Below are 24,287 nucleotides of genomic sequence, written 5' to 3'. Positions count from 1 at the left end.
TTTTTTGAAAATAAAAAACCCTGCTGTGTAAAACACAACAGGGTCATTATCAGCAGCAAAATTATAAGCCGGGTTCTGTTCCATAATTGCTTATGGCTTCTATCATTTATCTGGGCCTGCTATTGCTAACAGGCTCGTAAGCAACCTACCCATCCTGATGCCCGGCCCTAAGGCCGGTACGGAAGCGAGCAACTTCACTGATCAGGACCTATTTGGTCTTTCAACTCCTGAGGTTTACCGCGATTCCGGTCGCCCGGAAAAGCCGTGAGCTCTTACCTCACGTTTTCACCCTTACCCTTGCGGGCGGTATATTCTCTGTGGCACTTGCTGTCGCCGGCTGCCGGCGCCTTCCCGTTAGGAAGCAGGATGCTCTGCGTTGCCCGGACTTTCCTCCCCGTAAAAAATACAGAGCGATAGAACGTTTTGCAGGTGTAAAGATAGGGTTTTAGTTTAGATAGTGGTTAATAGCAGATAGATCATGGATCTTAGTGCCATTTTTTACTATGAACAATCAACTATGATCATCAACCCCAAATTACTGACACTCATTCAAATTTTTCTCAACCTGCTCAATACTAATAATACCGGTTTTGTTACCGAAGGAGTTGCCCAGGTAGGTAGCAACCTCAGCTATTTCAATAGGCGAAAGGCCGGAGGGTGGCATTTGATTTTCATACATTTTGCCGGATACGCTGATGAAACCGCCCATGCCGTTTTGTATAATGCAGGCCAGTTTATTTCTGTTTTTGCTGATATATGCCGTATCTGTAAGCGGCGGTATTAATGCCGAAAGGCCTTCGCCTTTACTGCCATGGCAATTTTGGCACTTTTGCTGGTAAAGCAATTTGCCGCCGGTGTAGTATCGGGCGTATTCCATTTGCCCTTCATTCTGGCATGATGCGGCTATCATAACAATAGCTACCAGGCCCGTAAGTATAATTACCGCTTTGTTCATTTACCTTGCTGTTCAGGTTCTGTACGCAGGGTTTGTATATCTTCAATCAGCCGGGCAACTTCTTTTTCATCGGTACCGATGTATGACCCCCTGATACGTTTTTGTTTATCGATCAGGATAAAATAACCATCGTGGATAAACTTTTCTTTAGCGTCCTCTCGAGGAGTGGTAACAAGGTAGCTTTTTGCAAGGTTGTAAGTAGCCTCTTTTTTACCCTGGACCAGCCACCAGCTATTGCCGGTGATATTGAGCGCGTCGGCATATTTTTTAAGCACGGGCACGCTATCATATTTAGGGTCAATAGTGAATGAAAGTATGCTTACATCACCTGCATCCTTAAATTTGTTATATACGTTAAGCATGTTGCGGTGCATGATAGGGCATATAGAAGGGCAGGTGGTAAAGAAAAAATCAGCTACGTATATTTTACCGTCAAGACTTTTATCAGTAATACTATCGCCATACTGGTTAACAAAGCTAAATGCCGGTATGGTATGATAAACAGTATCTGTTTGCTGCTGACCATTAACCGTTTTGGTTACCGCTTCGCGCTCGCCAAATATTGGCAGTTTTTTATTTTCGGTACTGTTAAATTTGCACGAGCTAAGTACAACTATCGCAATTAAGGGTATAAAAAAATATTTGATCATTATTTATGGTTTGATAAAAATTGCCATGATGCCTTAATGGCTTTTTTGGTTATCGAATCAACTTCCGTTATCTTAACTTTTTGACCGGCCAGGTATTTCATCGCCTCATCATGTGCCTTTTTTGAGTAATCGGGCTCAAATTTGTGCATCCATTCGCCCATGGCCACGTCAGCATTTTCAAGGCCCTTGCTCAGTAGCGCGGCCGAATCCTTAACAGTAGGTACAGTACTTACCCTGGCAAAACTATCTAACTTGGTTTTGTTCTCCATAATAATGCTCTCGTAGTTCATCACCTCGTTGTGTATCTCCATTACCTCGTTAAATAACTTTTTTTCCTGTTCCTTATTATCGGGCGCATTGCCGCAACCGGCAGCGAACAGGGCAAGCAGGAGCAAAAAAACAGTTCTTTCCATAATATATTCTCAGGCAAATATAGGCAAGTTATTCTCTGATAAAAGCAATGTAATCGGTAGTAGGTAATTGCACGTTATTGGTATTTTTCAATAACTGGCCTATCTGCGCACGGTGATGGGTACCATGATTAATTACATGTGTTATTATATTGAAAAGGTTATCAGCATAAGGTACACCCTGCGTGGTTTTATAATCAATGATCTCCGTCCACTGGTCATCCTTCAGGTTTGATAAAAATACAGTCCAGTCGTCATGATTCTGGTTAAGAACCGGGCTGAATGTTACCGGCTTCCATGCCGGCCATATCTGCACATCAGGCGGATTTTCAAGTCCTTTGCAGCGGTTTAGCCAGGTATGCTGTGTAACCAGCAGGTGCGCCATGGTTTTAACAGCCTGAGTTGAGGCATTGGGCTGCATAAGCATGGTATTGAATATGGTGTTGCAATGGTAATCGTAATCAAATAAGGTAATAAAATACTTTTTTAAATTCAGCATAGGCAAATGTAGTTCAGTGGTAGTATTACAATAGCCTTAATATTGTCAGTATTTTGCTTATTAACAATCTGATAACAGGAATTGTACAGTAATTTGACAATAGGGTGGTAGCTTTATATAAATCAAAAGCTAACCGCTATGAAAACGTTAAAATTCATAACCTACCTGTTCGGCCATTTGCGCGAATGGATGGTTTTAAAAAGTATGCGTTCATCGTTTATTCATTAATGTGTTACAAATTGCTTTGTAAATACAATTTAAATACACATTTTGAGCTGCTTTATAGCTCAAATTAATGAAAGTGTCTACCCAAAATTCTGAACTGCTCCGTCAATCATTTGGTGATGATTTTGTATGGGGGGTGTCAACAGCGGCTTTTCAAACTGAGGGCTCCTGCTCGCATGATGGAAAGGGTGAATCAATATGGGATAATTTTACCACCCGTAAAGGAAAGATACTTAACGGCGATCACGCTCAAACAGCCTGCGATTTTTATAATTCATACCGGCAGGATATTGACCTGATAAAACAACTTAACATCCCGATATTCCGTTTCTCCATAGCCTGGACGCGGATATTGCCCCAGGGTACCGGCCAAATCAATCAGCATGGCATTGATCATTATAACCGTGTGATAGATTATTGCCTGCAAGTTGGTGTGGAGCCCTGGGTAACTCTTTATCACTGGGATCTGCCGCAGGCACTTGAAAATAAAGGCGGCTGGACAAACCGCGATGTTGTGACCTGGTTTAGCGACTATGTAACCATTTGCGCCAATAGTTTTGGCGATCGCGTAAAAAACTGGATGGTGATGAATGAGCCTGCCGTTTTTACCGGCGCGGGTTATTTTTTAGGTATACATGCCCCGGGGCGCACAGGGCTAAGCAGCTTTTTGCCGGCCATTCATCATGCTGTATTAAGCATTGTGGCCGGCGCAAAAATATTGCGTAAACTATGTCCGGACGCTAATCTCGGCACTACCTTTTCGTGCTCGCATATTGAGCCTTACTCCGCGCATCCGCGTAATGTAAGCGCTGCCAAACGTGCCGACGCGCTGATAAACCGTTTATTTATTGAGCCAATACTTGGTCTTGGTTACCCGATGGATGATCTGCCTGTATTAAAAAAACTGCACAAGTATTTTCACCCTGGTGATGAAGATCGTATAAGTTTTGATTTTGATTTTATCGGCATTCAAAACTACACCCGCGAAATTGTTAAGTATTCATTTTTTACACCCTATTTAAGTGCCAAATTAGTTAAGGCAGAGAACAGGGGAGTGCCGCTTACTGACATGCGATGGGAGGTGTATCCACCGGCTATATATGAGGTTATTAAAAAATTTGACGCATATAAGGGGATCAAAAAATTGATCATTACTGAAAATGGTGCCGCTTTTCCGGATAAGGTTGAGCATCATGAGGTGCACGACCCTAAGCGGGTTGAATATTTGCAAAACCATTTACAGCAGGTTTTAAAAGCTAAAAACGAAGGTTGTAAAGTTGATGGCTACTTTGTGTGGACGCTTACTGATAATTTTGAATGGGCCGAAGGGTATCACCCTCGTTTTGGCTTGATCTATATTGATTTTGACACACAGCAGCGCATCATCAAATCATCGGGCAAATGGTATGCTGGTTTTTTGAAGGGCGAGAATTAAATGTTCTTCGGCAATCTTACAAAAAATATTGTACCCAGGGGTTTAGCATCTTCAAACCATATTTCGCCATTATGCTTTTCAATGATCTGTTTGCAAATAGACAGGCCGAGCCCTGATGAACTTTCGCCTGAGGTGCCCTGCCTTTTGGCATTGGTGAATTGATCAAAAATATAATAACGCATTTGGGCTGGTATACCTATGCCTTCGTCCTGTACGCTTATTAAAACATGAGCGGCCAGGTTACTCACTGTTATTTTTATATTTTTATTGTGCCCGGTAAACTTAATGGCATTGTTAATAATATTGCTAACCACCCTTATTATCTGCGCTTTATTTACACTTGCCTGTGCCGTGGCCTCATCGGGTTCAAAAAATAACTGCTGCTCTTTTTCAAGTGCCTGGTATTTCAGGGTATTTAATGCTTCGATAACTATCTCATTTATATCATGAGGTTTAGCCACACTCTCTTCTGCATTAATGTTGGCCGAATAGATCACATCCTGCGTAAACTCCAGAGAACTGGCTGAAATACGACGTATATGATTAATGTACTCCTTTATCTCATCAGTAAGTTCGCCTCTTCTTAAAACCAGCTCTGTAAGTGAAATTATGGTAGAAAGTGGATTTTTGAGGTCGTGGGCCAAAGCGTAGAGTGTTTTGCTACGTTCAGTGCCATCAGGTTGATCATTTGTAGCCATAGTGCGTTCTGCTTTTACCGGAGCAGCTTCACTAAATGATGATGGCTGCGAAAACCTGATACTGTTTTCGCCTGTATTGTGCTCAAGTTTGTTTTCAGGCCTGTTAAACGCCCGAAATTGATTTATGAAGTTAGCTTCCATAGAGCTACAGGGTTCAAATTGCTTTTTATAAACAGATACTATCGATTGCGTATACGTTAAAACAATAACTAAGGTTTAACATAACATTAATAAAACGTATAGTTTATTGATAAATTTTAGGCTGCAGTGAAAGAATTTAACAGTTTAATGTAAAAAGTGGTGCCATTTTGCTCATTACTCTCAAACCAGATACTGCCGTTGTGTTTTTCAACAATTTGTTTGCAGATGGATAACCCCAGGCCAAATGATTTTTCACCACCTGTACCCGGGCGTTTAGCATCTGTAAACATATTGAATATCTGGTTTTTGAGTTTATCAGGTATGCCGATGCCCTGATCATTCACAGCGATCTTTACACCATCATTATCCTCAATGATCTTGACATTGATAATTGCGCCAAACTGACTGAATTTTATTGCATTGCTTATAAGGTTACTGATAACACGCCATATTTTTTCGCGGCTTATACAGAGTTCCTTTTCGTTAGCAAGCAATTCCATCGTAATTTCCTGCTTTTTTTCGGCAGCCTTAAAACGCAGTAACTCAACACTGTTACTAACCAGGGAGTTGATCTCCACCTGTTCCATTTTTAGTGGCGTGCTGCTGTTGTTGGCAATTTCCATTATTTCGTTTATCAGCTCGAGCGAATTATAAGAAGTTTCTTTTATAAGTTTCACCAGATCCTGCTGATCGGTATTCAGTTCGCCGTCATCTATCATAGCTGTGGTAAGTGATGCTATACCACCCAACGGGTTGCGCAGATCATGCGCTACTGTGCGTAATATCCTGTCTTTTTCGCGGCTGCTGATGTTAAGTTCAGTAAGGGCCTGAGCAAGAACATTGTTTTGCTCATTAATTTGTTGATTGAGTTTATTAACTATCTGATACTCGTTACGTGAACGTTTCCAGTTTCGGTAAACCAAAAAAATTATCATCAACAGTAATAAACCTGCAACAAGTGCGGCTATCAGGTATATACGTTGCAGATTATTATTATTGCTAAGCGCGGTTATTTTACGTTGATTTTCATAATTCAACACTTGTTTGGTAACGTCACTCGCTATCAGTGCGCTTAACTTTTTATTTATAGAGTCTTTCTTGGTATCATATACCTGTAAATAGCCCGCAGCGCTTTCGAATTTTCTTTGTTTTAAGCTATACAGCGCCATCAAATGGTTCCAGTCAGCAACAGCTTCTTCGTTTTTTAATGTATCAAATTGCGAGTGTATAGTGTTCAGTACCGCTTCGAGCGAATCTACCTGGTTTAGCTGAAGGTAAAGCTTAGCCAATTTTATCTCGGTAAGTTGCGCATCATTATTATCATTGCCCTTACGCAGGTTAATGGCTATACTCTTTTTTAACAAGGCGGCGGCCTCAGTAAACTTGCCCTGGCGTTGGTATATCTCGGCTATATTGCCGTAAACTACACCCCTGGCAATGTCAAAATGGTCACCTATTACTTTCGTGCGGTAAACCGGCTCTCCTTTATTGATATAATTCAGGGCTTTATTAAAATAATATAATGCCGTATCATTTTTATAAAGCTTTTTATAACATAAGCCTATGTTGTCAATCACTTCCTGTCTGCGGTAAAACATTAGGAATTCGCCATTTTCATAACTTTGGCTATAGCTGTCCTGGAAATATTTTTCAGATAGTCTGTAATTACCCTGCCTGAACATGATCAAACCCATCCGGTAGGTAAACTCGCTTAATGTTAGCTTGTTAAGTGTGTTTTGGCCGGCAAGGTAAGCTTCATAATATTGATGGTATGATTCTGCATAGCGTTTCAGGTCAAACAGCGCATCGCCTTTTGAGAAGGTAGCTTCAGCAAGGTTCTCGGCATAATACTTGTCTTTTTTATTACGATTAGCGTAATAAACCATTGTATCAGCATAAGGCAGGCTTTTTTCAATTTCGCCCTGACCGCGACGCAATACCATGTAATGTATGCCATATTTGCGCACATAATCGCCTATGGTTGGATTGATGATAGTTTTAAATCCTGAATCAATATAACGCAGGCCTTCCTCATTTTTGCCAACTTGTAAAAATTTGTTACCGCGATTAAAAATGGTATCAAATTCAGGCGTGAACCTATCCTTAGTGCCTTGTTTTTTACTGCACGAAGTCAGCAGACAAAGCATAATGATACAGGCCATCCAATAAAAGCCCTTAGCTTTAAGGTTTAAATGGTTTGAACAAACAATCAAGGGGATGTAAGCAATAGTTTGTATCAAATATATGTATTTAATATTAGTTAATGATATTAACACTTAAAAAATTAGCCGGCAGTTAAAAAAGTATTTATCAGGCTGTTTACCATTGTTAGCTCTCTAATTTGGCTAACACATTTAACGTTTAAAATAATAGCCTTGCCAGTTTAATTGTGCTACTTTTGAAGCATGATAACTGTTAGCTTAAATGGTGTTGAGTTTTTTGCATTTCATGGCTTTTACCCTGAAGAGCAACTTATTGGCGGGCAATATCAAATTAATGTTGAGGTAGTATTTGAACCTGCAGGCGAGTTGGCTGCTGATGAGCTCAATTATACCGTTAATTATGAGGTATTATATAATATATGTTGTAAGGAGATGAAAAAGCCCCGTAAACTGATTGAAACCGTGGCCAACTCAATTATTGATGAAATAAAAAAGCATTACCCTTTTATTGAGCGTATTGATGTTAGCTTAAAAAAGATGAACCCGCCAATGCCGGGGCCTGTAAATTACTCGGCAGTAAATATTACTTATAATAAAGCCGCTACTAATTAGTATTTAATATTAGCGGCGGTTCGTCATACTCTATCATTCGCTGGCGTTCGTGCAGCGGAATGGGTACTGATTTGTTAGTGCTGTAATCATAACTGATACAAACAGTTTTACCCGTAGTGCATACCTCTTCACCATGTGGTGTTTGTTTTACAAGTACGTGCATCATATCAAAACTGCTGTTACCAATGCGGGTGGTACGTACGTAACATGATATTTTATCATCAAGTTTTAAAGGCTTTAGATAGTTGATCTCTGAGCGTCCTAAAATTATTCCTGCATTGTTCTGATCCCAACTGATAGCTTCTTTCCAATAACTTGAACGGGCTATTTCAAAATAGGTAAGGTATACGGCGTTGTTTACATGTCCGTACGCGTCAAGATCCGAAAACCGAATAGGGATGTCTGTTTTAAACCTGTAATATGATAGATTTTCAGTCATTTTTGTCAAAAAGTCAGTTGTTTTGTGTTGTAACCGACAAAATGTCGGCTATTTTACATGGTTTGTTGCATTGGTACAACAGTTGAACATGCTGCAACGAAGTTAACATTTAATAAAAATTAAAAAATACTTAGGAGGATATAAAAATGACTTTAGTAAAATTTGGTAACAACAAAACCCGTTCAGTAAGTCCGTTCTTTAGCGATGTGTTCGATTCATTTTTAAACGATGCTTTTGTAAGCGATCGTTTGGCATCACGCGTTCCGGCTGTAAATATTGCCGAAACCGAAGCTGAGTTTCATATTGAACTGGCCGTTCCGGGCTTGAAAAAAGAAGATTTTAAAATCAACCTCGACAAAAATGTTTTAAGCATTGCCGCCGAAAAGAAGGTTGAGAACGTTGACGAAAGTAAAAAATACAGTAAACGTGAATACAGCTACAACTCATTTGTGCGCTCATTCACCTTACCTGAGTCTGCCGACCAGGCACGTATCGAAGCTGATTACACTGATGGCATTCTGAAACTTAGCATCGCTAAAAAGGAAGAAGCTAAAGTACAATCAAGAGAGATCGCTGTAAAATAATTAAGTTTTTGTTTTTCATAATAGAGTTGGTTTGATGTGGAGGGTCGCCCGTTAGGGCGGCCTTCTTTTTTTACCTGCCAGCAGGCGAGTCATGCTAATATCATTATAATAATCATCGTCAAAAAAAATCTATCAATTTTGTAGATATTTTATTTTAATCCATATACCTTAGCAGGTATAAACCATATAAAATACATTTATCATGAGCTTACGATTAGGAGATAAAGCGCCAAACTTTAAAGCGCAAACATCAGAAGGCGAAATAGATTTTTATGAATATTTAGGTGATAGCTGGGGTGTGCTGTTTTCGCACCCGGCAGATTATACACCTGTTTGTACTACCGAGTTAGGCCGTACGGCATCATTAAAACAAGAGTTTGACAAGCGCAATGTTAAGGTTATAGCCCTGAGTGTTGACGGTGTTGAATCGCACAAAGGCTGGATAAACGATATTAATGAAACGCAGAACGTTGAAGTTAACTTCCCCATCATCGCGGACGAAAATCGTGAGATCGCTGAATCTTATGACATGATCCATCCGAATGCTTCGCTAACCGCAACAGTACGTTCATTGTTCATTATAGCACCCGACAAAAGCATTAAACTGATCATTACTTACCCTGCATCTACCGGCAGAAACTTTCAGGAAATATTACGCGTGATAGATTCACTGCAACTAACCGCTAACTACAGCGTGGCTACACCTGCCGACTGGAAAGAAGGGGAGGATGTAGTGGTTGTACCGGCTATTAAAACAGAGGATATCCCGGCGAAATTTCCTAAAGGATATACTGAAGTAAAACCATATTTACGTTTAACTCCGCAGCCAAATAAATAATTTTATTTGGATTAATTATTTTTTATATTTGAAGAGATAGATTTGTCTATTCCGCTCTGATTATCAATCCGTTTTATATTCAGTTTGGTTTTAATAAATAATTCTTATCAACTATAACTTAATACGAAATTTTATATGAAAACTGGAAAAGTAAAATGGTTCAATACACAAAAAGGTTACGGCTTTATAATTACTGATGATGGTAAAGACCTTTTTGTGCACTTTAAAGATGTTCAGGGTGGTGTTAACGCTATTAAAGATAATGATACCGTTGAGTATGATATTGAAGATGGCAAAAAAGGACCTCAGGCCGTTAATGTAAAAAAAGTATAATTATACGCTTCAAATTATAAAACCTCTGTACTATGGGTACAGAGGTTTTTTTATGGAAAAAATTTTAAGTTTACCGCTCAAAACACACCAATTTAGAATTTAATGGCTGATGAAGTTTCGCGCAAACAATCGCGCAATGTTGTATTCCTGGTACTTGTGGCCGCACTGGGCTATTTTGTTGATCTGTATGATCTTATTATCTTTTCTATTGTACGTATACAAAGCCTGAAAGATATCGGCGTGCCCGAAGCCGACATACAGCATGAGGGTGTATTTATCATCAATATGCAAATGTTTGGCTTGTTGCTTGGCGGCATTGTATGGGGTATAATCGGCGATAAATTTGGCCGGATAAAGGTGCTGTTCGGTTCAATACTTTTATACTCGCTGGCCAATATTGCCAATGGTTTTGTACACGATGTAAATACCTACGCCATTATCCGTTTTATAGCAGGCATTGGCCTGGCCGGTGAGCTGGGTGCAGGCATTACATTAGTTACCGAAACATTAAGTAAAGAGAAACGCGGGTACGGCACTACCATTGTGGCCGCTATTGGCTTATTTGGCGCGGTGGTGGCATCGCTTGTAGGTAAGGAGGATTGGCGTACGGCATACTTTACCGGCGGAGGGCTCGGCTTTGTGTTGTTACTATTGCGTATGGGTACCTTTGAATCGGGCATGTATAAGCGCGCCGAACAAAGCAGTATTTCAAAGGGAAACTTCTTTATGCTGTTCAATAACCGCAAACGTTTCTTTAAATACATTTGCTGTATATTGATTGGTGCGCCATTGTGGTACGTGGTAGGGGTGCTTATAACCCAGGCTCCGGAGTTTGGTAAAGAGCTTGGCGCAACCGAACCATTAAGCGCCGGTACAGGAGTAATGTTTACCTACATTGGCCTTTCAATAGGCGATATTTTTGCCGGCGTACTATCGCAGATCACAAAATCGCGTAAGCTAACCATGCTTATATTCCAGGTAGCATCAACCATAAGTGTTATATTTTATTTGAATGCTAAAGGCATTACGCCCGATAAATTTATGTGGTTGAGCTTTATTATAGGCTTTTGCATTGGTTACTGGGCAACCTTCAACACCATCGCGGCCGAGCAATTTGGTACCAACATACGCTCAACAGTGGCTACAACGGTGCCCAATTTTGTTCGCGGCGCGCTTATACCTATCAATTTCGCGTTTGATGCCCTGGTAAAACAATACGGACGCATAACCAGCGCTTACATCATGCTGTTCATCCTGATCGGTTTGGCGCTTTTGGCCCTGAGCCGTTTAAAGGAGAGCTTTAATAAAGATCTCGACTATATGGAAAGCTGATCAGGGTATAGCTAAAAAATACTCATCCAACAACCAAAATACTTACTTTTGCCTCAATGATAAGCAAAGAACAAGTAGCGGCAGACTACCGTATCATACAAAATGAGATATGCCTTGCACTGGAGGCTGTTGATGGCAAAAGCCGCTTTGAGGAGGAGCAGTGGCAGCGCGACGGTGGCGGCGGCGGTATTACCCGCGTTATACAAAATGGCAACATCTTTGAAAAAGGCGGCGTTAACTTTTCGGCTGTGTACGGGCAATTGCCTGATACCATGAAAAGAGCGTTAAAGGTTGAGAATGACGATTTCTTTGCAACCGGTGTGTCTATCGTTATCCATCCTAATCATCCCTGGGTGCCCATTATCCACATGAACATCAGGTACTTTGAAATGCCTACGGATGATCCGGATAAGAAACCGCTGCGCTGGTTTGGCGGGGGTATTGATCTTACACCGCATTATGTAATTGATGCTGACGCGAGATATTTTCATGCTTATCTTAAATCGGTTTGTGATTCGTGCCACGCCGAATTTTATCATCGCTTTAAACAATGGGCTGATGATTACTTCTATATCAAACACCGTGATGAAACCCGCGGCATAGGCGGTATATTTTATGACAGGCTTACCGCTAATGATGAGGTTAGCTGGGATGATATTTTTGAGTTTTCAAAAGCGCTGGGTCGCTCGTTTATACCCATATATACCGAGTTGGTTGAGCGTAACCGCAACACGCCATTTACCGAGCAGCATCAGCTTTGGCAATACCTGCGCCGCAGCCGTTATGCCGAGTTTAATTTGGTTTATGATGCCGGTACAAAATTCGGCCTTGAAACTAACGGGCGTATCGAATCAATATTAATGAGCCTGCCACCAACGGCAAAATGGGTTTATAATCATACGCCCGAAGCTGGCAGCAATGAAGAGCGAACTTTATCGTTATTAAAAAAAGGAATAAACTGGGCTGAATAATGATTAAGCGACTTATACCGTGCATAGTATTGATAGCTTTATGCAGTTCATTCAACGCGGCATCGCTAAAAGGCGTGTGGCAATACTGTGGTGGCATGTTTAAAGGAAAGTTATCAGCAGCGCCAACAGAATATACGCTGCAGCGTAAATACAAAAACAATAATTTTGAAGCCTTTGTACTTGAGCCCGGCCAAAAAGCCGTTAAATACGAAGTGGGTAATTACCAGTTAATAGCCGATACTTGCTTCGAAACACAAACCTATTGCAGCCAGCCCTCACAAACGCTTAATAAAACCATTACCTATACCTATACCATAAGTAATGATACCCTTAAATTTAAAGGTACGCTGCCAAACGGGGCAGCAGTTGAGGAGTATTGGAAAAAGGTTAAGTAACCCTAACCTTATGCCTTACAGCATATTGTGCACATTGGCTGTTTTTACTAACATAGGTACCAAAAATCATATTAATTCTTAACTTCGCAGGTCGCTTAAGGTGCTATCACCAATACGCGAATTAGAGAAGAGTTCTACTTTATAATATAAAATGGCTGACGAAACAGGAAACGACAATCCACAAAGCGAAGACCGTATAATTTCGATTAACATTGATGAACAGATGCGATCTGCCTACATTGACTATTCAATGTCGGTTATCGTATCAAGAGCCCTGCCTGATGTGCGCGATGGTTTAAAACCCGTTCACAGGCGTGTACTTTATGGTATGCTTGATCTGGGCCTGGCCAGTAATAAGCCGTATAAAAAGTCGGCGCGTATTGTTGGTGAGGTATTAGGTAAGTATCACCCGCACGGCGATACGTCGGTTTATGATGCCATGGTACGTATGGCGCAGGACTGGAGCCTTCGCTACCCTTTTGTTGAAGGTCAGGGTAACTACGGCTCAATAGATGGTGACCAACCCGCGGCAATGCGTTATACCGAGGCAAGGTTGCAAAAAATTGCTGAGGAGATGCTGGCTGACATCAATAAGGATACTATTGATTACCAGTTAAACTTTGACGACTCGCTGGAAGAGCCAACCGTTCTTCCATCAAAAATACCTAACCTGCTGGTTAATGGCGCATCGGGTATTGCTGTAGGTATGGCAACCAATATGCCGCCGCACAACCTTACCGAGATAGTTAATGCTACTGTGGCGCTTATTGATAACCGCCAGATAGAGGTTCCGGAGCTGATGCAATACATCAAAGGCCCTGATTTTCCGACAGGTGGTATAATTTACGGTTACGAAGGTGCCAAACAGGCATTTGAAACCGGCCGTGGCCGTATTGTTATTCGTGCCCGCGCCGAGATAGAAACTTATAATAACGACCGTGAACGCATAATAGTTAGCGAGATACCTTACCAGGTAAATAAAGCGGTAATGATTGAGCGTACCGCCGAGTTGGTTAACGAGAAAAAGCTCGAAGGTATTTCGGCCATACGCGATGAATCAAATCGTGAAGGTATACGCGTGGTTTACGAGATAAAACGTGATGCTAACGCAGCTATTGTTTTAAACAATCTGTATAAATATACATCACTGCAAACCTCGTTCAGCGTAAATAACATCGCGCTGGTACAGGGCAGGCCAATGCTGCTCAACCTGAAGGATATGATCCATCATTTTGTTGAGCACAGGCACGAGGTAGTTATCCGCCGTACAAAATACGAACTTGCCGAGGCTGAAAAGCGCGCGCATATATTGGAAGGTTTACTGATCGCGCTTGATCACCTCGATGAAGTTATCCGCTTGATCCGTGCATCGTCAACACCTGACGAAGCCCGTGAAGGCTTGATAGAGAAATTCGGACTGAGCGATATCCAGGCCCGCGCGATATTAGACATGACCCTGCGCCGCTTAACCGGCCTGGAGCGTGACAAGATCAAAGATGAATATGCTGCATTGATGGAGCAGATCAACTACTTAAAATCAGTACTTGCCGATGAAGGCCTGCGTATGCAGATCATTAAGGATGAGTTACTTGAGGTTAAAGAGAAATTTGGCGATGAGCGCAAAACCGAAATGGTTCACTCATCAGCCGAAATGCAAACTGAAGACTTTATTGCCGATGATGATGTTGTAATAACCATATCACACGAAGGTTATATTAAACGTACACCGCTTACCGAGTATCGTACGCAGGGCAGGGGCGGTAAAGGCTCAATAGGCAGCAATAGCCGCGATCAGGACTTTATTGAGCATTTGTTGGTGGCTTCAAACCACAACTATATGCTGTTCTTTACCGAGGCAGGGCGTTGTTTCTGGTTGCGTGTATTTGAAATACCTGAAGGTACGCGTACTTCAAAGGGCCGTGCGCTTCAAAATATCATCAACATTCCTAAAGAAGAAAAGATCAAGGCTTACATTAAATTGACCAGTCTTAAAGACCAGGAATATCTTGAGAATAATTATATCATTATGTGTACCCGCAAAGGTACCATCAAAAAAACCTCTTTAGAGGCATATTCTCGTCCGCGCGCCAATGGTATAAACGCCATAAATGTTAACGAGGGAGATACATTGCTTGAGGCAAACCTTACCAGCGGTACCAGTGAGATAGTAATGGCGCTTAAATCCGGCCGGGCTATCCGCTTTAATGAATCGACCGTTAGACCAATGGGCCGTACCGCTACCGGTGTTCGCGGTATATCGCTTGATAATGATAATGACGAGGTTATCGGCATGATCAGTATCGATAATCCTGAAACTACAGTGCTTGTTGTATCAGAAAAAGGTTACGGTAAACGTACTGATATTGATGATTACCGTGTTACCAACCGTGGCGGTAAAGGTGTAAAAACACTAAATATTACTGAAAAAACCGGAAACCTTGTAGCCATAAAAGGTGTTACTGATGCTGAGGATCTGATGATCATTAACCGCTCGGGCGTAGTGATACGTATTGCTATTAACGAGCTGAGGGTTATGGGCCGTGCAACGCAAGGAGTGAGGCTGATCACACTTAAAGGTAATGACGAAATTGCTTCGGTAGCGAAAGTAGAACATGATCCGGAAGAAGAAACAGCAGAGGTTGAAGGAACTGAAATTGCCGGTACCGAAGAAAATACAGAAGGTACAGAGCCGCAAACCGGGGCGGATAATGAAGAACAACCGGAAACTGATAACGAATAATAATTTGGATGCATTGCCGTAAAGTAATACTAACCATTTTGATAACGCTGTTTGCCGCACCGTTAGCCTTCAGCCAGTCTGAAGCGCTAAAGACAGTGGCAAACAGCCTTGGTTTTTTTCAGCAAACAAAGGATATCAACTGGCTTGGCAGGGCAAAAAAATCAATTGATAGTTTGATAACCAGCCGCAGGGACTCTAATAATATCGAAAAGATAACCTATAGAGGCCTTGTTTACGCTACCATCTTACAGGTTGATACCACTAACAAACTCAATCTGCCGGGTGATTTTTTTAATTCCACATCTGATTTTGTAGATAACAAGCTATCTAAACATCCCAAAATAAAACGTTACCCTGATGAGCTTAAATTTATCAGGCAATGTTTGGCTAACGCGGCCATACGTATCGGTTTTAGTTACATGAACAAATCGGATTTTACCAATGCTGAGCTATATTTTAGCCGAGCACATTTCTACGATCCATCCTATAAGCCATTGAATGCCTACCTGGCTTATTCAAATACAAAATTAGGCAACCTGCAACAAGCCGCTAATTTTTATAATTCACTGATAGACGGTGATAATATAAAGCCGGAATACATACAAACCGCCGCCAACATTAATATGGCGGTGGGGGATACTGCACGGGCGCTCGCTATAATAAAGCGTGGTAAAACTTTGTTACCTGATGACAAATACCTTTTAATGGATGAGGCAAACATCTATAACAACAAAAAGGACTACAAAGCGTTAGAACCATTATTACCAAAACTTATTGCAGAGTACAAAAGTAACCCTGATGTGATATTTGTAGCTGCCAATTGTTACGATCAACTGGCAAAATATGATAGGGCCGAAGAGCTTTACTTACAAGCCATTGAACTTAATAGCGTTGCTTTTGACCCTGTTTTTAATTTGGGGGTGTTATACTACAAAAAAAGTGCTGCCGAAAAAAAGGAAGATGAAATGTTGAAAGACATATATTACGCTTCAAAATGGTTGCAAAAAGCTGCTGAGATATTGCCAACAGATGTAAAAAGTTTTCAATTGCTGCAACAGATCTATCAGCGAACCGGCAACACAAGGCAACTAAACAAAGTGAACAATAAACTTAAACAGTTAACTGATAAAGTATCTTATGAAAATTAAACTTTTAACGGCTGGTTTACTGGCCCTTGCTACAACCACAACCTTTGCGCAAAAGGGTGAGCTTAATAAAGCTAAAGAAGAGTACCAAAAATACGAAAGTACTAAAGAGGGTCTTGTAGCGGTAGCTTTAAAAAGCTTAAATGATGCTAAAACATCTATTGACAAAGCGGCCACCAACGAAAAAACAGCTAATTTACCGTTAACTTTTGCCGTTAAGGGTGTTATATATGCCGCACTGGCATCTCGCGATAGCGTTGAAACAACCGCGGCCCCATTACAAACAACCGCAGCAGAAGCTTTGAAAAAAGCTAAGGAGCTTGACACAAAGGGAGATGATAAAGAGTTAACGGAAATTATTAATAATGGTAACCGTTACCTGGCACAATACTCATTAAACCAGGGTGTAAAATTTTATCAAAGCGGTAAATATGATCTGGCTTACACGGCATTTGATAAATACCGTCAGATTTTGCCTGAAGATACCAGTGCTATTTACTACACGGCACTATCAGCAGCCAATGCCGGCAGAACTGATGTAAAGTATTTGCCTATGGCCATCAGCGGTTATCAAAAACTGCTAACCACAAACTATACAAAGAAAGAGGATATTTATAATGACCTTGCGAGCAGTTATTTGATGAGTAAAGACACTGCCGGTGCACTGAAAACAGTATCAGAAGGTGTGCAAAAATTTCCTACAAACGCTAACCTGCGCTCTCGCGAAATTGAAATAAGCCTGGTACAAGGTAAAGAAACTGAAGCTGTATCAAAAATTGAAGCAGCGATAGCTAACAGCCCTAAAGACAAAGCTTTATATTACTATGGCGGCATTACTTATGCCAAAGTTGCTGATATGGCTGCTAAGGATGAAAAGAAAGCAAAAACAGCGGCTGCTAAAGCTCCGTTTGCTGCTAAAAAGGAGGAGGCTTATGCAAAGTCAGCAACAATGTATAAAAAAGCATTGGAGCTTGATCCTAACTATGCAGATGCTGCCCTGAACCTTGGTTTTGTTATGGTTAACCCGGCAATTGATGCTTACAACGCAGCCAACGCTTTACCGGTTAGTAAACAAAAGGAATATGATGCTGCTGTAGCAAAAGCCAACAAATTGTTTGATGCTGCAAAACCATACTTGGATAAAGCAGTTGAATTGAATCCGAAATCTCCGGAAGCATTAACTAACCTTAAAACTTATTACTTAGGTAAAAAGGATACAGCTAATGCAAATAAAATTCAAAAGCAAATAGAAGCGCTTAATTAATAGAAGAAGGCCGATCAATGATCGGCCTTCTTAAAATATATATTACTTAACATAATATTAATTATATGAATAATTAATTGAGATGAATTAGCTAAAGATTGAAACATATTGCCATTGATGAGCACACTTAATAAAGCATATTTGCTGATCTGCATAAATGATCAGGATGAGCGATAATAAAACCAGACTCTTAAAAACTAAACAGCATTTTAAAGTACTTGACGGGCTTAGAGGCATTGCCGCCATAGCCGTGGTGATATTTCATTTTATGGAAATCGCCGTGCCTGACTATACTAAAAGCTTTATCGCGCATGCTTATCTGGCTGTTGATTTCTTTTTTTGCCTTTCGGGCTTTGTGATCGCCTATGCTTATGATGAAAAACTCATGCAGATCGGTGTAGGGAATTTTTTTAAGCTCAGGCTTATACGTTTGCATCCGCTGGTAATCATCGGCTCAATTATAGGTTTGATCGCTTTTGCATTTGATCCGATGAGTAATCTGTATCATGTTTATTCCGGAAATATATTATTGATGTTTTTGGCTTCATGCTTTATGATCCCGTATCCGCTGGTGCATGAGCGTTATTTTAATTTGTTTCATCTTAATCCGCCTACGTGGTCGTTGTTTTGGGAGTATGTGGCGAACATTATTTATGCACTGATAATTATCCGCTTAAAAAGGATCCCATTATGGATAATTACCGTTGTTGCCGCAATTGCCTTAGCTTATGAGTCGCACAGATCAGGATTTTTAGGTGTTGGCTGGGGCGGCGATAATATTATTGGCGGTGCTATCAGGGTCGCATTTTCGTTTTTAGTTGGCGTACTTGCCTATCGCTCTCAATGGATCATCCGTTCAAATATCGGTTTTATCACCACAGGAATTTTATTATTAGCATCATTTATAATCCCTTTTAACGAAAAACTGAATTGGTTTATCGATCCCTTAGTGGTAATATTCTATTTTCCGTTGTTAGTAGCTTTGGGCGCAGGTACACGCTCAGGCAATACATCAGGCAAACTATGCAAGTTTTCGGGCGAGATCTCCTACCCGCTTTATATGGTTCATTACCCGTTTATATGGTTATTTATGAGTTATGTTGAAACTACAAAACCAACTATAAGTGAAATGATACCAGTAATTACAGCCGGTACCATATTGTTAATAGCATTGGCTTACATTGTAATGAGGTTTTTGGATATACCTGTACGGCGGTATTTGAAACTGAAATGGGTAAATAAGGCATAAAAAAATCCCGGTTAATATACCGGGATCCTTATCACATTTTTGTAGTATCCTTTTTTGATGTATCAGCAGGTACCGGTGCTGATGCTGTATCAGTAACCGGGGTTGCTGCTGACGTATCTGTAACGGCTGTAGTTGAGTCGGCCGCTGATGTGTCAGATCCGGTAGCTTCGCCTTGCGAATAACAACCGGTAGCTATAGCACTAACTATTGCAGCGGCTACAGCAAAATTAAAAAATCGCTTTTTCATAGGTATTTACTAATAATTTTACGTGTTAAACAATTATTTGCACAACGCCGTGGCAATCATATTGTTTAAACATTAAATTAATAATCGAAGATTTTATTATCAGGTTATTACCATAATCCTAAATAATTATTGGTTGTTTTATCGCAATATTGATAAAATTTTAGAGCTTGTTTAGTCTGTTAATGCTATATTTAACATATTATGGTTGTGAGCGAAAATACCCTAAAATGGGCAATGCGTTTTTACCCTCCTCTCCTTTTTCAGCGTATCTGGCTACAAAGAGTTGAACCCGGTTTTACCGGCCTGAGTGTGCGCATAAATAAAAGCTGGCTCAATAAAAACTATAACAACTCTATTTTTGGTGGTACTATCTTCGCCGCTGCCGACCCGTTTTATCCTGTGCTTTTCCATCAGCTATTCAGTCATAAAGGTTACAAGGTTATAGCCTGGCTTAAATCATCAGCTATTCAGTATTTAAAACCCGCGCGTACCGATCTTACCTTTAGTGTAAGGCTGTTAAAAGGTGATATTGAACTTGTTGAGCATAACCTGAAGCATTATGGTAAACATGTAAAGCATTATTATATAGATATGTACGATACCAATAACGAGCTGTGTGTATCAATTACTAATGAAATATATCTGCGCGACCTGAATTTTGTTTTTGAAAAGGAGGCCGCGAAATGACTGTTATTATGAATGATGCATATTTTATAAATAAAGGTTACGAAATATCTACTGATAAAAGCCGTATAAATGTTGATGTTGTATTTAATTACCTCAGCAATGAATCGTACTGGGCAAAGGGAATGCCTTTTGAGAAATTAAGAGTAGCTATTGATAACTCAATGTGTTTTAGTATTTATAATAGTGGTGATCAGGCCGGTTTTGCACGCGTGGTAACAGATAAAGCTACATTCGCTTATTTGTGCGATGTTTTTGTATTGAAGCAGCATCGTGGTATGGGTTTATCAAAATGGCTGGTTCAAACTATACTGAGCCATCCTGAGCTACAGGGTTTGCGCCGATGGTTGTTAGCTACTGCTGACGCGCATGGCCTGTACAAACAATTTGGTTTCGAGGTGATCAATAATCCTGAAAGATGGATGGGAATTTATAAACCTTATACAACAAACGCTATATAAAAAGGAAGTGAAATGAACATTAAAAGAATGATCCTTGAAGGTGAAGGCGTTTCACTTGATTTTAAGAAAACAATTACCCGGTACGAAAAGATCGCCAAAACCATGGTGTCATTTGCCAATAATAAAGGCGGTAAACTTTTAGTTGGCGTGGCTGATAACGGTACCATTTTGGGGGTTAAATCAGAAGAGGAAGAAAAGTACATGCTTACCAAAGCCGCTCATTTTTATTGTCGCCCGGCTTTGGAGCCAATTTTTGAAGAAATATACATAGACCATAAGATAGTACTGGTTGCCGAGATCCCTCCCGGTGATAATAAACCACATTACGCACTTGCTGAGGATGGTAAATGGTGGGTATACATAAGGGTGAAGGATAAGAGTGTATTGGCAAGCAAGATTGTTGTGGATGTTTTAAAACGGTCAAATGAAGACCAGGGCATACTGATCGAGTATTCATCAAAAGAGAAGGCATTGCTTGAGTACCTGGATGAAATGGGGCGTATCACCGTAAAACAATTCTGCACCTTACTCAATATAGGCCGCCGAAGGGCACAGCGCATATTGGTTGACCTGGTGCTTTCGGGTGTGATACTGGTACATACTACCGAAAAGGAAGAATTTTACACCGCAGCGTAGCGAATAGCTAATTACCGGCGTATTTACTATTTTTGCCGCCCGTTATAGCCCATCGTTATGAAACAGATATACTTAAAATTCAAGCCACATTATCAGGATACGTTAAAGCTGGCTATACCCATAGTTATATCGCAGGTGGGCCACGTGGCAACACACCTGGCAGATAGTATTGTAGTTGGGCATTTTGTAGGCACAGTGGCTTTAGCCGCGGTGTCACTTGTGGGCAGTATATTTATCATCCCGATGCTGATCGGTATCGGCATATCGTATGGTATTACACCGCTTATATCACAGGAGAACGGGCGTGGTAATTATGAAGAGTGTGGCAGGTTGCTCTCAAACAGCTTTATTATCAATATAATAACCGGTGTAATACTTTTTACATCTATGTATTTCGGCTCTGTTTATGTGCTTGATCATCTTAACCAGTCGCCCGAAGTTGTTGCTGAAGCAAAACCATTTTTTATCATTTTAGGATTTTCAATTATCCCGCTACTGATATTCAGCACCTTTAAGCAGTTTGCCGAAGGGCTTGGCTTTACAAAACAAGCCATGCAAATATCTATATGGGGTAATGTGATAAACATAATACTTGGTTTAACCTTTGTAAAAGGTTTATTTGGCATTGAACCTATGGGCATACGTGGTGTTGGCTACAGCACACTGATAGACCGGAGCTTAATGGCTGTAGTAATGGCCATATACGTTTTGCGGGCACCAAGGTTTAAAAAGTACCTGAAAACATTTGTAATTACCCATATTGATAGGGCAAGAAGTATAAAGATATTAAAGATAGGTATACCGGTATCACTGCAAAGCACCTTTGAGGTAAGTGCATTTGGTGGCGCTAATATATTGATAGGTACTATCGGGGCTATTGAGCAGGCCGCCCACCAGGTAGCCATTAACATGGCCGCGGTTACTTTTATGGTGGCTACAGGTTTATCATCTGCCGCGGCCATAAGGTCGGGGAATAATACCGGTGCAAAAAACTATAACCAGCTAAGGCTTTCGGCCTTGTCAAGCTATCATATTGTTTTGATATTTATGGCCTTCACAGCACTTTTGTTTGTAGTGGTTAACCCATGGTTACCATGGATTGTAACCAATGATGTAAGTGTGATAGCCATAGCATCCCAGTTGTTGCTCCTTGCCGCGGTTTTTCAGGTATTTGATGGAGCTCAAGTTGTAGGTCTGGGTATATTACGTGGTATGGGCGATGTGAATATTCCAACCATTATTACTTTTATCGCTTACTGGATCATCGGTTTACCTATTGGGTATTTGATAGGCATTCGTATGGGTTATGGTGCAAGCGGTGTTTGGTGCGGCCTGGTTTGTGGTTTAGGTGCCGCCGCGATAATGCTGTACTTCAGGTTCAATAAATTAAGTAAGAAACTGGTGCTAACTAATTAATTCAGAAGTAGATATTGTTAGCTATTCGGTAAGTATTGCAATGCGCTTCAACGATGTCAAGTATATTTGGAGAGTACCCCCCTCCCATGCTTACTTGTACAGGTATACTACTGCTATAGCATTGCTCCAGCACAAATCGGTCACGCTCCATGCAGCCTTCCCGGGTTAAGCTTAGCCTGCCCAGCTTATCAGTAGCCAATACGTCAACGCCCGACAGGTAAAATATAAAATCAGGTTTATGCTGATCAATGATTTGCGGAAGTGTTTGTTTTAGAATGGACAGATATTCATCATCACAGGTTCCGTCGGCCAGGTCAATGTCTTTATCAGATCGCTCTTTTCTGTATGGAAAATTATTAGCCCCGTGCATGGATAAAGTGTATACACGAGGATCATGCTCAAATATTTGAGCCGTACCATTGCCCTGGTGAACATCTAAATCAATAATTAAAACTGATGCTACTAAATTTTTATTTAACAGGTAGTTAGCTGCAATTGCCTGGTCATTCAGTAAGCAAAAACCCTCTCCCCAATTGCTGCCTGCGTGATGGGTGCCTCCGGCAATATTAAATGCTATACCATAATCAAATGCAAAATGGCAACCATCAATAGTTCCCTGAGCAATGCGTATTTCCCGCTCAACTAATCTGGCAGAAAGTGGAAAGCCCGTACGCCTGACCTCTTTTGGAGATAACGTCAGATCGCGCAGATCAGCCCAGTAATTGGCATCGTGGGTTAGCAGAATTATATCTTCGGGACATTCGGCTGGTGAAAACAGGTTTTCTGCAGTAATAACACCTTCATGCAATAACTGGCCGGGTATAAGTTCGTACTTAAGCATCGGGAAACGATGCCCATCAGGCAACGGATGGATGTATACCGGGTCGAAAGCGATCTTCAGCATTTAATAAAATATTTCGCCTACGTGTTGGCTGATATTGTCACTGATGTTTTGTAATGGCAGATCATTTGCATCAAGCCCAAACGGATTCTCTATTTCTTCAGCAATCAATTCAATGCTTGCAAATACAAATAAAATAAAGGCTACAAATGGTACCGTATAATATCCCAGTGTGTATGCCCAGGCAAAAGGCAACGTCATGATATAAGTGAAGATGAATTTTTTGATAAATACACTGTACGAGAACGGAATAGGTGTTTTTTTAATACGCTCGCAAGCGCCGCAAATGTCTGTAAATGAAGTCAGTTCCGGATTTAAGCTCAATAGTTGCTCCTGGTTAATAATGCCTTCTTTATTAAGCTTGTAAACCCGTTCAATAATGGCTGAAGCTATTTGATTAGGCACATGTTTATTAGGATTAATGTTGATCATATCCTGCTGTTCCGGATGGTATTTATCACGCAGATGGTGCATCAACGAGCGTGCATATAATGGTATCGCAAAGTTAAAAAATGCCACATCCGCAGGCCTGTCAATCAAATGCCGTAATTTAATAGCCAGGTTGCGGCTGTTGTTTGTAAGGCTGCCCCAAAGTTTACGCCCTTCCCACCACCTGTCATAAGCTGAATTGATGCGGAATGCCAGCAGTAAAGAGAACAGAAATCCGATGGTTTGATGCACATAGGTTATTTTGGTAAGGGTATTATCCGGTGCAATTTTAAGTAAATTGGTGAGTAAAAACTCAATGGCCGCGGCATACGCCGCTACAGCAATAATCAGCGGAAATAACTCCCGCAATGTATCAGCACGATGAAACGTAAATATAAAACGAAACCACTCCTTTGGATTGTAGTTTATCATATAA

The 24,287-nt window shown here is 40.8% G+C and carries 26 protein-coding genes and 1 other RNA gene; 16 read left to right on the top strand and 11 right to left on the bottom strand.

Going from position 1 to position 24,287, the window contains the following annotated elements; all coding sequences use genetic code 11:
- Positions 1-48: 48 nt before the first annotated feature.
- The 5 genes from rnpB to LJ707_RS03990 form a co-directional block, all read right to left on the bottom strand.
- Positions 49-430: RNase P RNA component class A (gene rnpB / locus LJ707_RS04010), an RNA gene on the bottom strand.
- Between the two features lie 105 nt (positions 431-535).
- Positions 536-955, bottom strand: a complete 420-nt coding sequence (locus tag LJ707_RS04005; RefSeq protein WP_228949487.1) for a cytochrome c — start codon at positions 953-955, stop codon at positions 536-538.
- Positions 952-1,605, bottom strand: a complete 654-nt coding sequence (locus LJ707_RS04000) for an SCO family protein (protein WP_228949485.1) — start codon at positions 1,603-1,605, stop codon at positions 952-954. Before LJ707_RS04000 ends, LJ707_RS04005 begins: the two co-directional genes overlap by 4 nt.
- Positions 1,605-2,018, bottom strand: a complete 414-nt coding sequence (locus tag LJ707_RS03995; protein WP_228949484.1) for a hypothetical protein — start codon at positions 2,016-2,018, stop codon at positions 1,605-1,607. Before LJ707_RS03995 ends, LJ707_RS04000 begins: the two co-directional genes overlap by 1 nt.
- 28 nt (positions 2,019-2,046) lie before the next feature.
- Positions 2,047-2,514: a DinB family protein gene (locus LJ707_RS03990; RefSeq protein ID WP_228949483.1), complete on the bottom strand. Its 468-nt coding sequence runs from the start codon at positions 2,512-2,514 to the stop codon at positions 2,047-2,049.
- Positions 2,515-2,809: 295 nt separating this feature from the next.
- Here LJ707_RS03990 and LJ707_RS03985 point away from each other — a divergent pair, with 295 nt between their 5' ends.
- Positions 2,810-4,174 carry a GH1 family beta-glucosidase gene (locus LJ707_RS03985; protein ID WP_228949481.1) on the top strand — a complete coding sequence of 455 codons (1,365 nt, stop codon included), beginning with the start codon at positions 2,810-2,812 and terminating at the stop codon, positions 4,172-4,174.
- Here the strand turns inward: LJ707_RS03985 and LJ707_RS03980 are convergent.
- Both LJ707_RS03980 and LJ707_RS03975 read right to left on the bottom strand, forming a co-directional pair.
- Positions 4,171-5,013 (bottom strand): sensor histidine kinase KdpD, encoded by an 843-nt coding sequence (locus tag LJ707_RS03980; RefSeq protein ID WP_228949480.1) that lies wholly within the window; start codon positions 5,011-5,013, stop codon positions 4,171-4,173. The genes LJ707_RS03985 and LJ707_RS03980 overlap by 4 nt on opposite strands.
- A 116-nt stretch (positions 5,014-5,129) precedes the next feature.
- A complete protein-coding gene (locus LJ707_RS03975) occupies positions 5,130-7,175 on the bottom strand; it encodes an ATP-binding protein (protein ID WP_228949479.1) in 2,046 nt (681 codons plus the stop codon).
- Between the two features lie 243 nt (positions 7,176-7,418).
- Here LJ707_RS03975 and folB point away from each other — a divergent pair, with 243 nt between their 5' ends.
- Positions 7,419-7,787, top strand: a complete 369-nt coding sequence (gene folB / locus LJ707_RS03970; protein ID WP_228949478.1) for a dihydroneopterin aldolase — start codon at positions 7,419-7,421, stop codon at positions 7,785-7,787.
- On the opposite strand, the gene LJ707_RS03965 is transcribed toward folB, so the two are convergent.
- Complete coding sequence (locus LJ707_RS03965; RefSeq protein ID WP_228949477.1) at positions 7,780-8,226, bottom strand: thioesterase family protein; 447 nt, start codon at positions 8,224-8,226, stop codon at positions 7,780-7,782. The genes folB and LJ707_RS03965 overlap by 8 nt on opposite strands.
- 146 nt (positions 8,227-8,372) lie before the next feature.
- On the opposite strand from LJ707_RS03965, the gene LJ707_RS03960 reads away from it, so the two are divergent.
- The 10 genes from LJ707_RS03960 to LJ707_RS03915 all read left to right on the top strand — a co-directional run bounded on the left by LJ707_RS03960 (position 8,373) and on the right by LJ707_RS03915 (position 19,077).
- Positions 8,373-8,810 (top strand): Hsp20/alpha crystallin family protein, encoded by a 438-nt coding sequence (locus LJ707_RS03960; RefSeq protein ID WP_228949476.1) that lies wholly within the window; start codon positions 8,373-8,375, stop codon positions 8,808-8,810.
- Positions 8,811-9,012: 202 nt separating this feature from the next.
- Positions 9,013-9,648: a peroxiredoxin gene (locus tag LJ707_RS03955; protein ID WP_228949475.1), complete on the top strand. Its 636-nt coding sequence runs from the start codon at positions 9,013-9,015 to the stop codon at positions 9,646-9,648.
- A 135-nt stretch (positions 9,649-9,783) separates the two neighbouring features.
- Complete coding sequence (locus LJ707_RS03950) at positions 9,784-9,981, top strand: cold-shock protein (RefSeq protein WP_228949473.1); 198 nt, start codon at positions 9,784-9,786, stop codon at positions 9,979-9,981.
- Between the two features lie 102 nt (positions 9,982-10,083).
- On the top strand, positions 10,084-11,313 hold the full coding sequence (locus LJ707_RS03945) for an MFS transporter (protein ID WP_228949471.1): 1,230 nt from the start codon (positions 10,084-10,086) through the stop codon (positions 11,311-11,313).
- A 56-nt stretch (positions 11,314-11,369) separates the two neighbouring features.
- The gene (gene hemF, locus LJ707_RS03940; RefSeq protein ID WP_228949470.1) at positions 11,370-12,284 is read left to right on the top strand and encodes an oxygen-dependent coproporphyrinogen oxidase; all 915 of its coding nucleotides are present in this window, start codon (positions 11,370-11,372) and stop codon (positions 12,282-12,284) included.
- Positions 12,284-12,679 (top strand): hypothetical protein, encoded by a 396-nt coding sequence (locus LJ707_RS03935; RefSeq protein WP_228949469.1) that lies wholly within the window; start codon positions 12,284-12,286, stop codon positions 12,677-12,679. The genes hemF and LJ707_RS03935 overlap by 1 nt, the downstream gene beginning before the upstream one ends.
- Positions 12,680-12,830: 151 nt before the next feature.
- A complete protein-coding gene (gene gyrA, locus LJ707_RS03930) occupies positions 12,831-15,419 on the top strand; it encodes a DNA gyrase subunit A (RefSeq protein ID WP_228949467.1) in 2,589 nt (862 codons plus the stop codon).
- A gap of 38 nt (positions 15,420-15,457) precedes the next feature.
- A complete protein-coding gene (locus LJ707_RS03925; protein ID WP_228949465.1) occupies positions 15,458-16,567 on the top strand; it encodes a lipopolysaccharide assembly protein LapB in 1,110 nt (369 codons plus the stop codon).
- Positions 16,557-17,828 carry a lipopolysaccharide assembly protein LapB gene (locus LJ707_RS03920; protein ID WP_228949464.1) on the top strand — a complete coding sequence of 424 codons (1,272 nt, stop codon included), beginning with the start codon at positions 16,557-16,559 and terminating at the stop codon, positions 17,826-17,828. Before LJ707_RS03925 ends, LJ707_RS03920 begins: the two co-directional genes overlap by 11 nt.
- A 166-nt stretch (positions 17,829-17,994) precedes the next feature.
- Entirely contained in the window at positions 17,995-19,077 is a 1,083-nt protein-coding gene (locus LJ707_RS03915) for an acyltransferase (RefSeq protein ID WP_228949460.1), read from the top strand.
- Positions 19,078-19,108: 31 nt separating this feature from the next.
- On the opposite strand, the gene LJ707_RS03910 is transcribed toward LJ707_RS03915, so the two are convergent.
- The gene (locus LJ707_RS03910) at positions 19,109-19,324 is read right to left on the bottom strand and encodes a hypothetical protein (protein ID WP_228949458.1); all 216 of its coding nucleotides are present in this window, start codon (positions 19,322-19,324) and stop codon (positions 19,109-19,111) included.
- 201 nt (positions 19,325-19,525) lie between these two features.
- On the opposite strand from LJ707_RS03910, the gene LJ707_RS03905 reads away from it, so the two are divergent.
- From LJ707_RS03905 to LJ707_RS03890, 4 genes are read left to right on the top strand one after another with little or no spacing between them, the layout of a single operon-like run.
- Positions 19,526-20,011 (top strand): DUF4442 domain-containing protein, encoded by a 486-nt coding sequence (locus LJ707_RS03905; protein WP_228949455.1) that lies wholly within the window; start codon positions 19,526-19,528, stop codon positions 20,009-20,011.
- Between the two features lie 8 nt (positions 20,012-20,019).
- On the top strand, positions 20,020-20,469 hold the full coding sequence (locus LJ707_RS03900) for a GNAT family N-acetyltransferase (protein WP_228949453.1): 450 nt from the start codon (positions 20,020-20,022) through the stop codon (positions 20,467-20,469).
- 12 nt (positions 20,470-20,481) lie between these two features.
- A complete protein-coding gene (locus tag LJ707_RS03895; RefSeq protein ID WP_228949452.1) occupies positions 20,482-21,105 on the top strand; it encodes a helix-turn-helix domain-containing protein in 624 nt (207 codons plus the stop codon).
- A gap of 57 nt (positions 21,106-21,162) precedes the next feature.
- Positions 21,163-22,521 (top strand): MATE family efflux transporter, encoded by a 1,359-nt coding sequence (locus LJ707_RS03890; RefSeq protein ID WP_228949451.1) that lies wholly within the window; start codon positions 21,163-21,165, stop codon positions 22,519-22,521.
- A 1-nt stretch (position 22,522) separates the two neighbouring features.
- Here the strand turns inward: LJ707_RS03890 and LJ707_RS03885 are convergent, their stop codons facing one another.
- Complete coding sequence (locus LJ707_RS03885; RefSeq protein ID WP_228949450.1) at positions 22,523-23,425, bottom strand: histone deacetylase; 903 nt, start codon at positions 23,423-23,425, stop codon at positions 22,523-22,525.
- Entirely contained in the window at positions 23,426-24,283 is an 858-nt protein-coding gene (locus LJ707_RS03880; protein ID WP_228949449.1) for a bestrophin family protein, read from the bottom strand. It lies immediately after the preceding gene.
- Positions 24,284-24,287 lie beyond the last annotated feature (4 nt).

Source organism: Mucilaginibacter sp. UR6-1 (genome assembly GCF_020880975.1).
Taxonomy (GTDB): domain Bacteria; phylum Bacteroidota; class Bacteroidia; order Sphingobacteriales; family Sphingobacteriaceae; genus Mucilaginibacter.
Note: the sequence above shows the minus strand (reverse complement) of the source record. Positions and strands in the feature narration are given on the sequence as shown.

Coding starts and splice junctions, on each gene's coding strand:
- LJ707_RS03910 (WP_228949458.1), bottom strand. CDS start 19,324: ATGAAAAAGCGATTTTTTAATTTTGCTGTAGCCGCTGCAATAGTTAGT.
- LJ707_RS03915 (WP_228949460.1), top strand. CDS start 17,995: ATGAGCGATAATAAAACCAGACTCTTAAAAACTAAACAGCATTTTAAA.
- LJ707_RS03885 (WP_228949450.1), bottom strand. CDS start 23,425: ATGCTGAAGATCGCTTTCGACCCGGTATACATCCATCCGTTGCCTGAT.
- LJ707_RS03895 (WP_228949452.1), top strand. CDS start 20,482: ATGAACATTAAAAGAATGATCCTTGAAGGTGAAGGCGTTTCACTTGAT.
- folB (WP_228949478.1), top strand. CDS start 7,419: ATGATAACTGTTAGCTTAAATGGTGTTGAGTTTTTTGCATTTCATGGC.
- LJ707_RS03920 (WP_228949464.1), top strand. CDS start 16,557: ATGAAAATTAAACTTTTAACGGCTGGTTTACTGGCCCTTGCTACAACC.
- LJ707_RS04000 (WP_228949485.1), bottom strand. CDS start 1,605: ATGATCAAATATTTTTTTATACCCTTAATTGCGATAGTTGTACTTAGC.
- LJ707_RS03985 (WP_228949481.1), top strand. CDS start 2,810: ATGAAAGTGTCTACCCAAAATTCTGAACTGCTCCGTCAATCATTTGGT.
- LJ707_RS04005 (WP_228949487.1), bottom strand. CDS start 955: ATGAACAAAGCGGTAATTATACTTACGGGCCTGGTAGCTATTGTTATG.
- LJ707_RS03960 (WP_228949476.1), top strand. CDS start 8,373: ATGACTTTAGTAAAATTTGGTAACAACAAAACCCGTTCAGTAAGTCCG.
- LJ707_RS03990 (WP_228949483.1), bottom strand. CDS start 2,514: ATGCTGAATTTAAAAAAGTATTTTATTACCTTATTTGATTACGATTAC.
- LJ707_RS03950 (WP_228949473.1), top strand. CDS start 9,784: ATGAAAACTGGAAAAGTAAAATGGTTCAATACACAAAAAGGTTACGGC.
- LJ707_RS03975 (WP_228949479.1), bottom strand. CDS start 7,175: ATGGCCTGTATCATTATGCTTTGTCTGCTGACTTCGTGCAGTAAAAAA.
- LJ707_RS03880 (WP_228949449.1), bottom strand. CDS start 24,283: ATGATAAACTACAATCCAAAGGAGTGGTTTCGTTTTATATTTACGTTT.
- LJ707_RS03905 (WP_228949455.1), top strand. CDS start 19,526: ATGGTTGTGAGCGAAAATACCCTAAAATGGGCAATGCGTTTTTACCCT.
- LJ707_RS03935 (WP_228949469.1), top strand. CDS start 12,284: ATGATTAAGCGACTTATACCGTGCATAGTATTGATAGCTTTATGCAGT.
- LJ707_RS03965 (WP_228949477.1), bottom strand. CDS start 8,226: ATGACTGAAAATCTATCATATTACAGGTTTAAAACAGACATCCCTATT.
- LJ707_RS03890 (WP_228949451.1), top strand. CDS start 21,163: ATGAAACAGATATACTTAAAATTCAAGCCACATTATCAGGATACGTTA.
- LJ707_RS03995 (WP_228949484.1), bottom strand. CDS start 2,018: ATGGAAAGAACTGTTTTTTTGCTCCTGCTTGCCCTGTTCGCTGCCGGT.
- gyrA (WP_228949467.1), top strand. CDS start 12,831: ATGGCTGACGAAACAGGAAACGACAATCCACAAAGCGAAGACCGTATA.
- hemF (WP_228949470.1), top strand. CDS start 11,370: ATGATAAGCAAAGAACAAGTAGCGGCAGACTACCGTATCATACAAAAT.
- LJ707_RS03945 (WP_228949471.1), top strand. CDS start 10,084: ATGGCTGATGAAGTTTCGCGCAAACAATCGCGCAATGTTGTATTCCTG.
- LJ707_RS03980 (WP_228949480.1), bottom strand. CDS start 5,013: ATGGAAGCTAACTTCATAAATCAATTTCGGGCGTTTAACAGGCCTGAA.
- LJ707_RS03955 (WP_228949475.1), top strand. CDS start 9,013: ATGAGCTTACGATTAGGAGATAAAGCGCCAAACTTTAAAGCGCAAACA.
- LJ707_RS03900 (WP_228949453.1), top strand. CDS start 20,020: ATGAATGATGCATATTTTATAAATAAAGGTTACGAAATATCTACTGAT.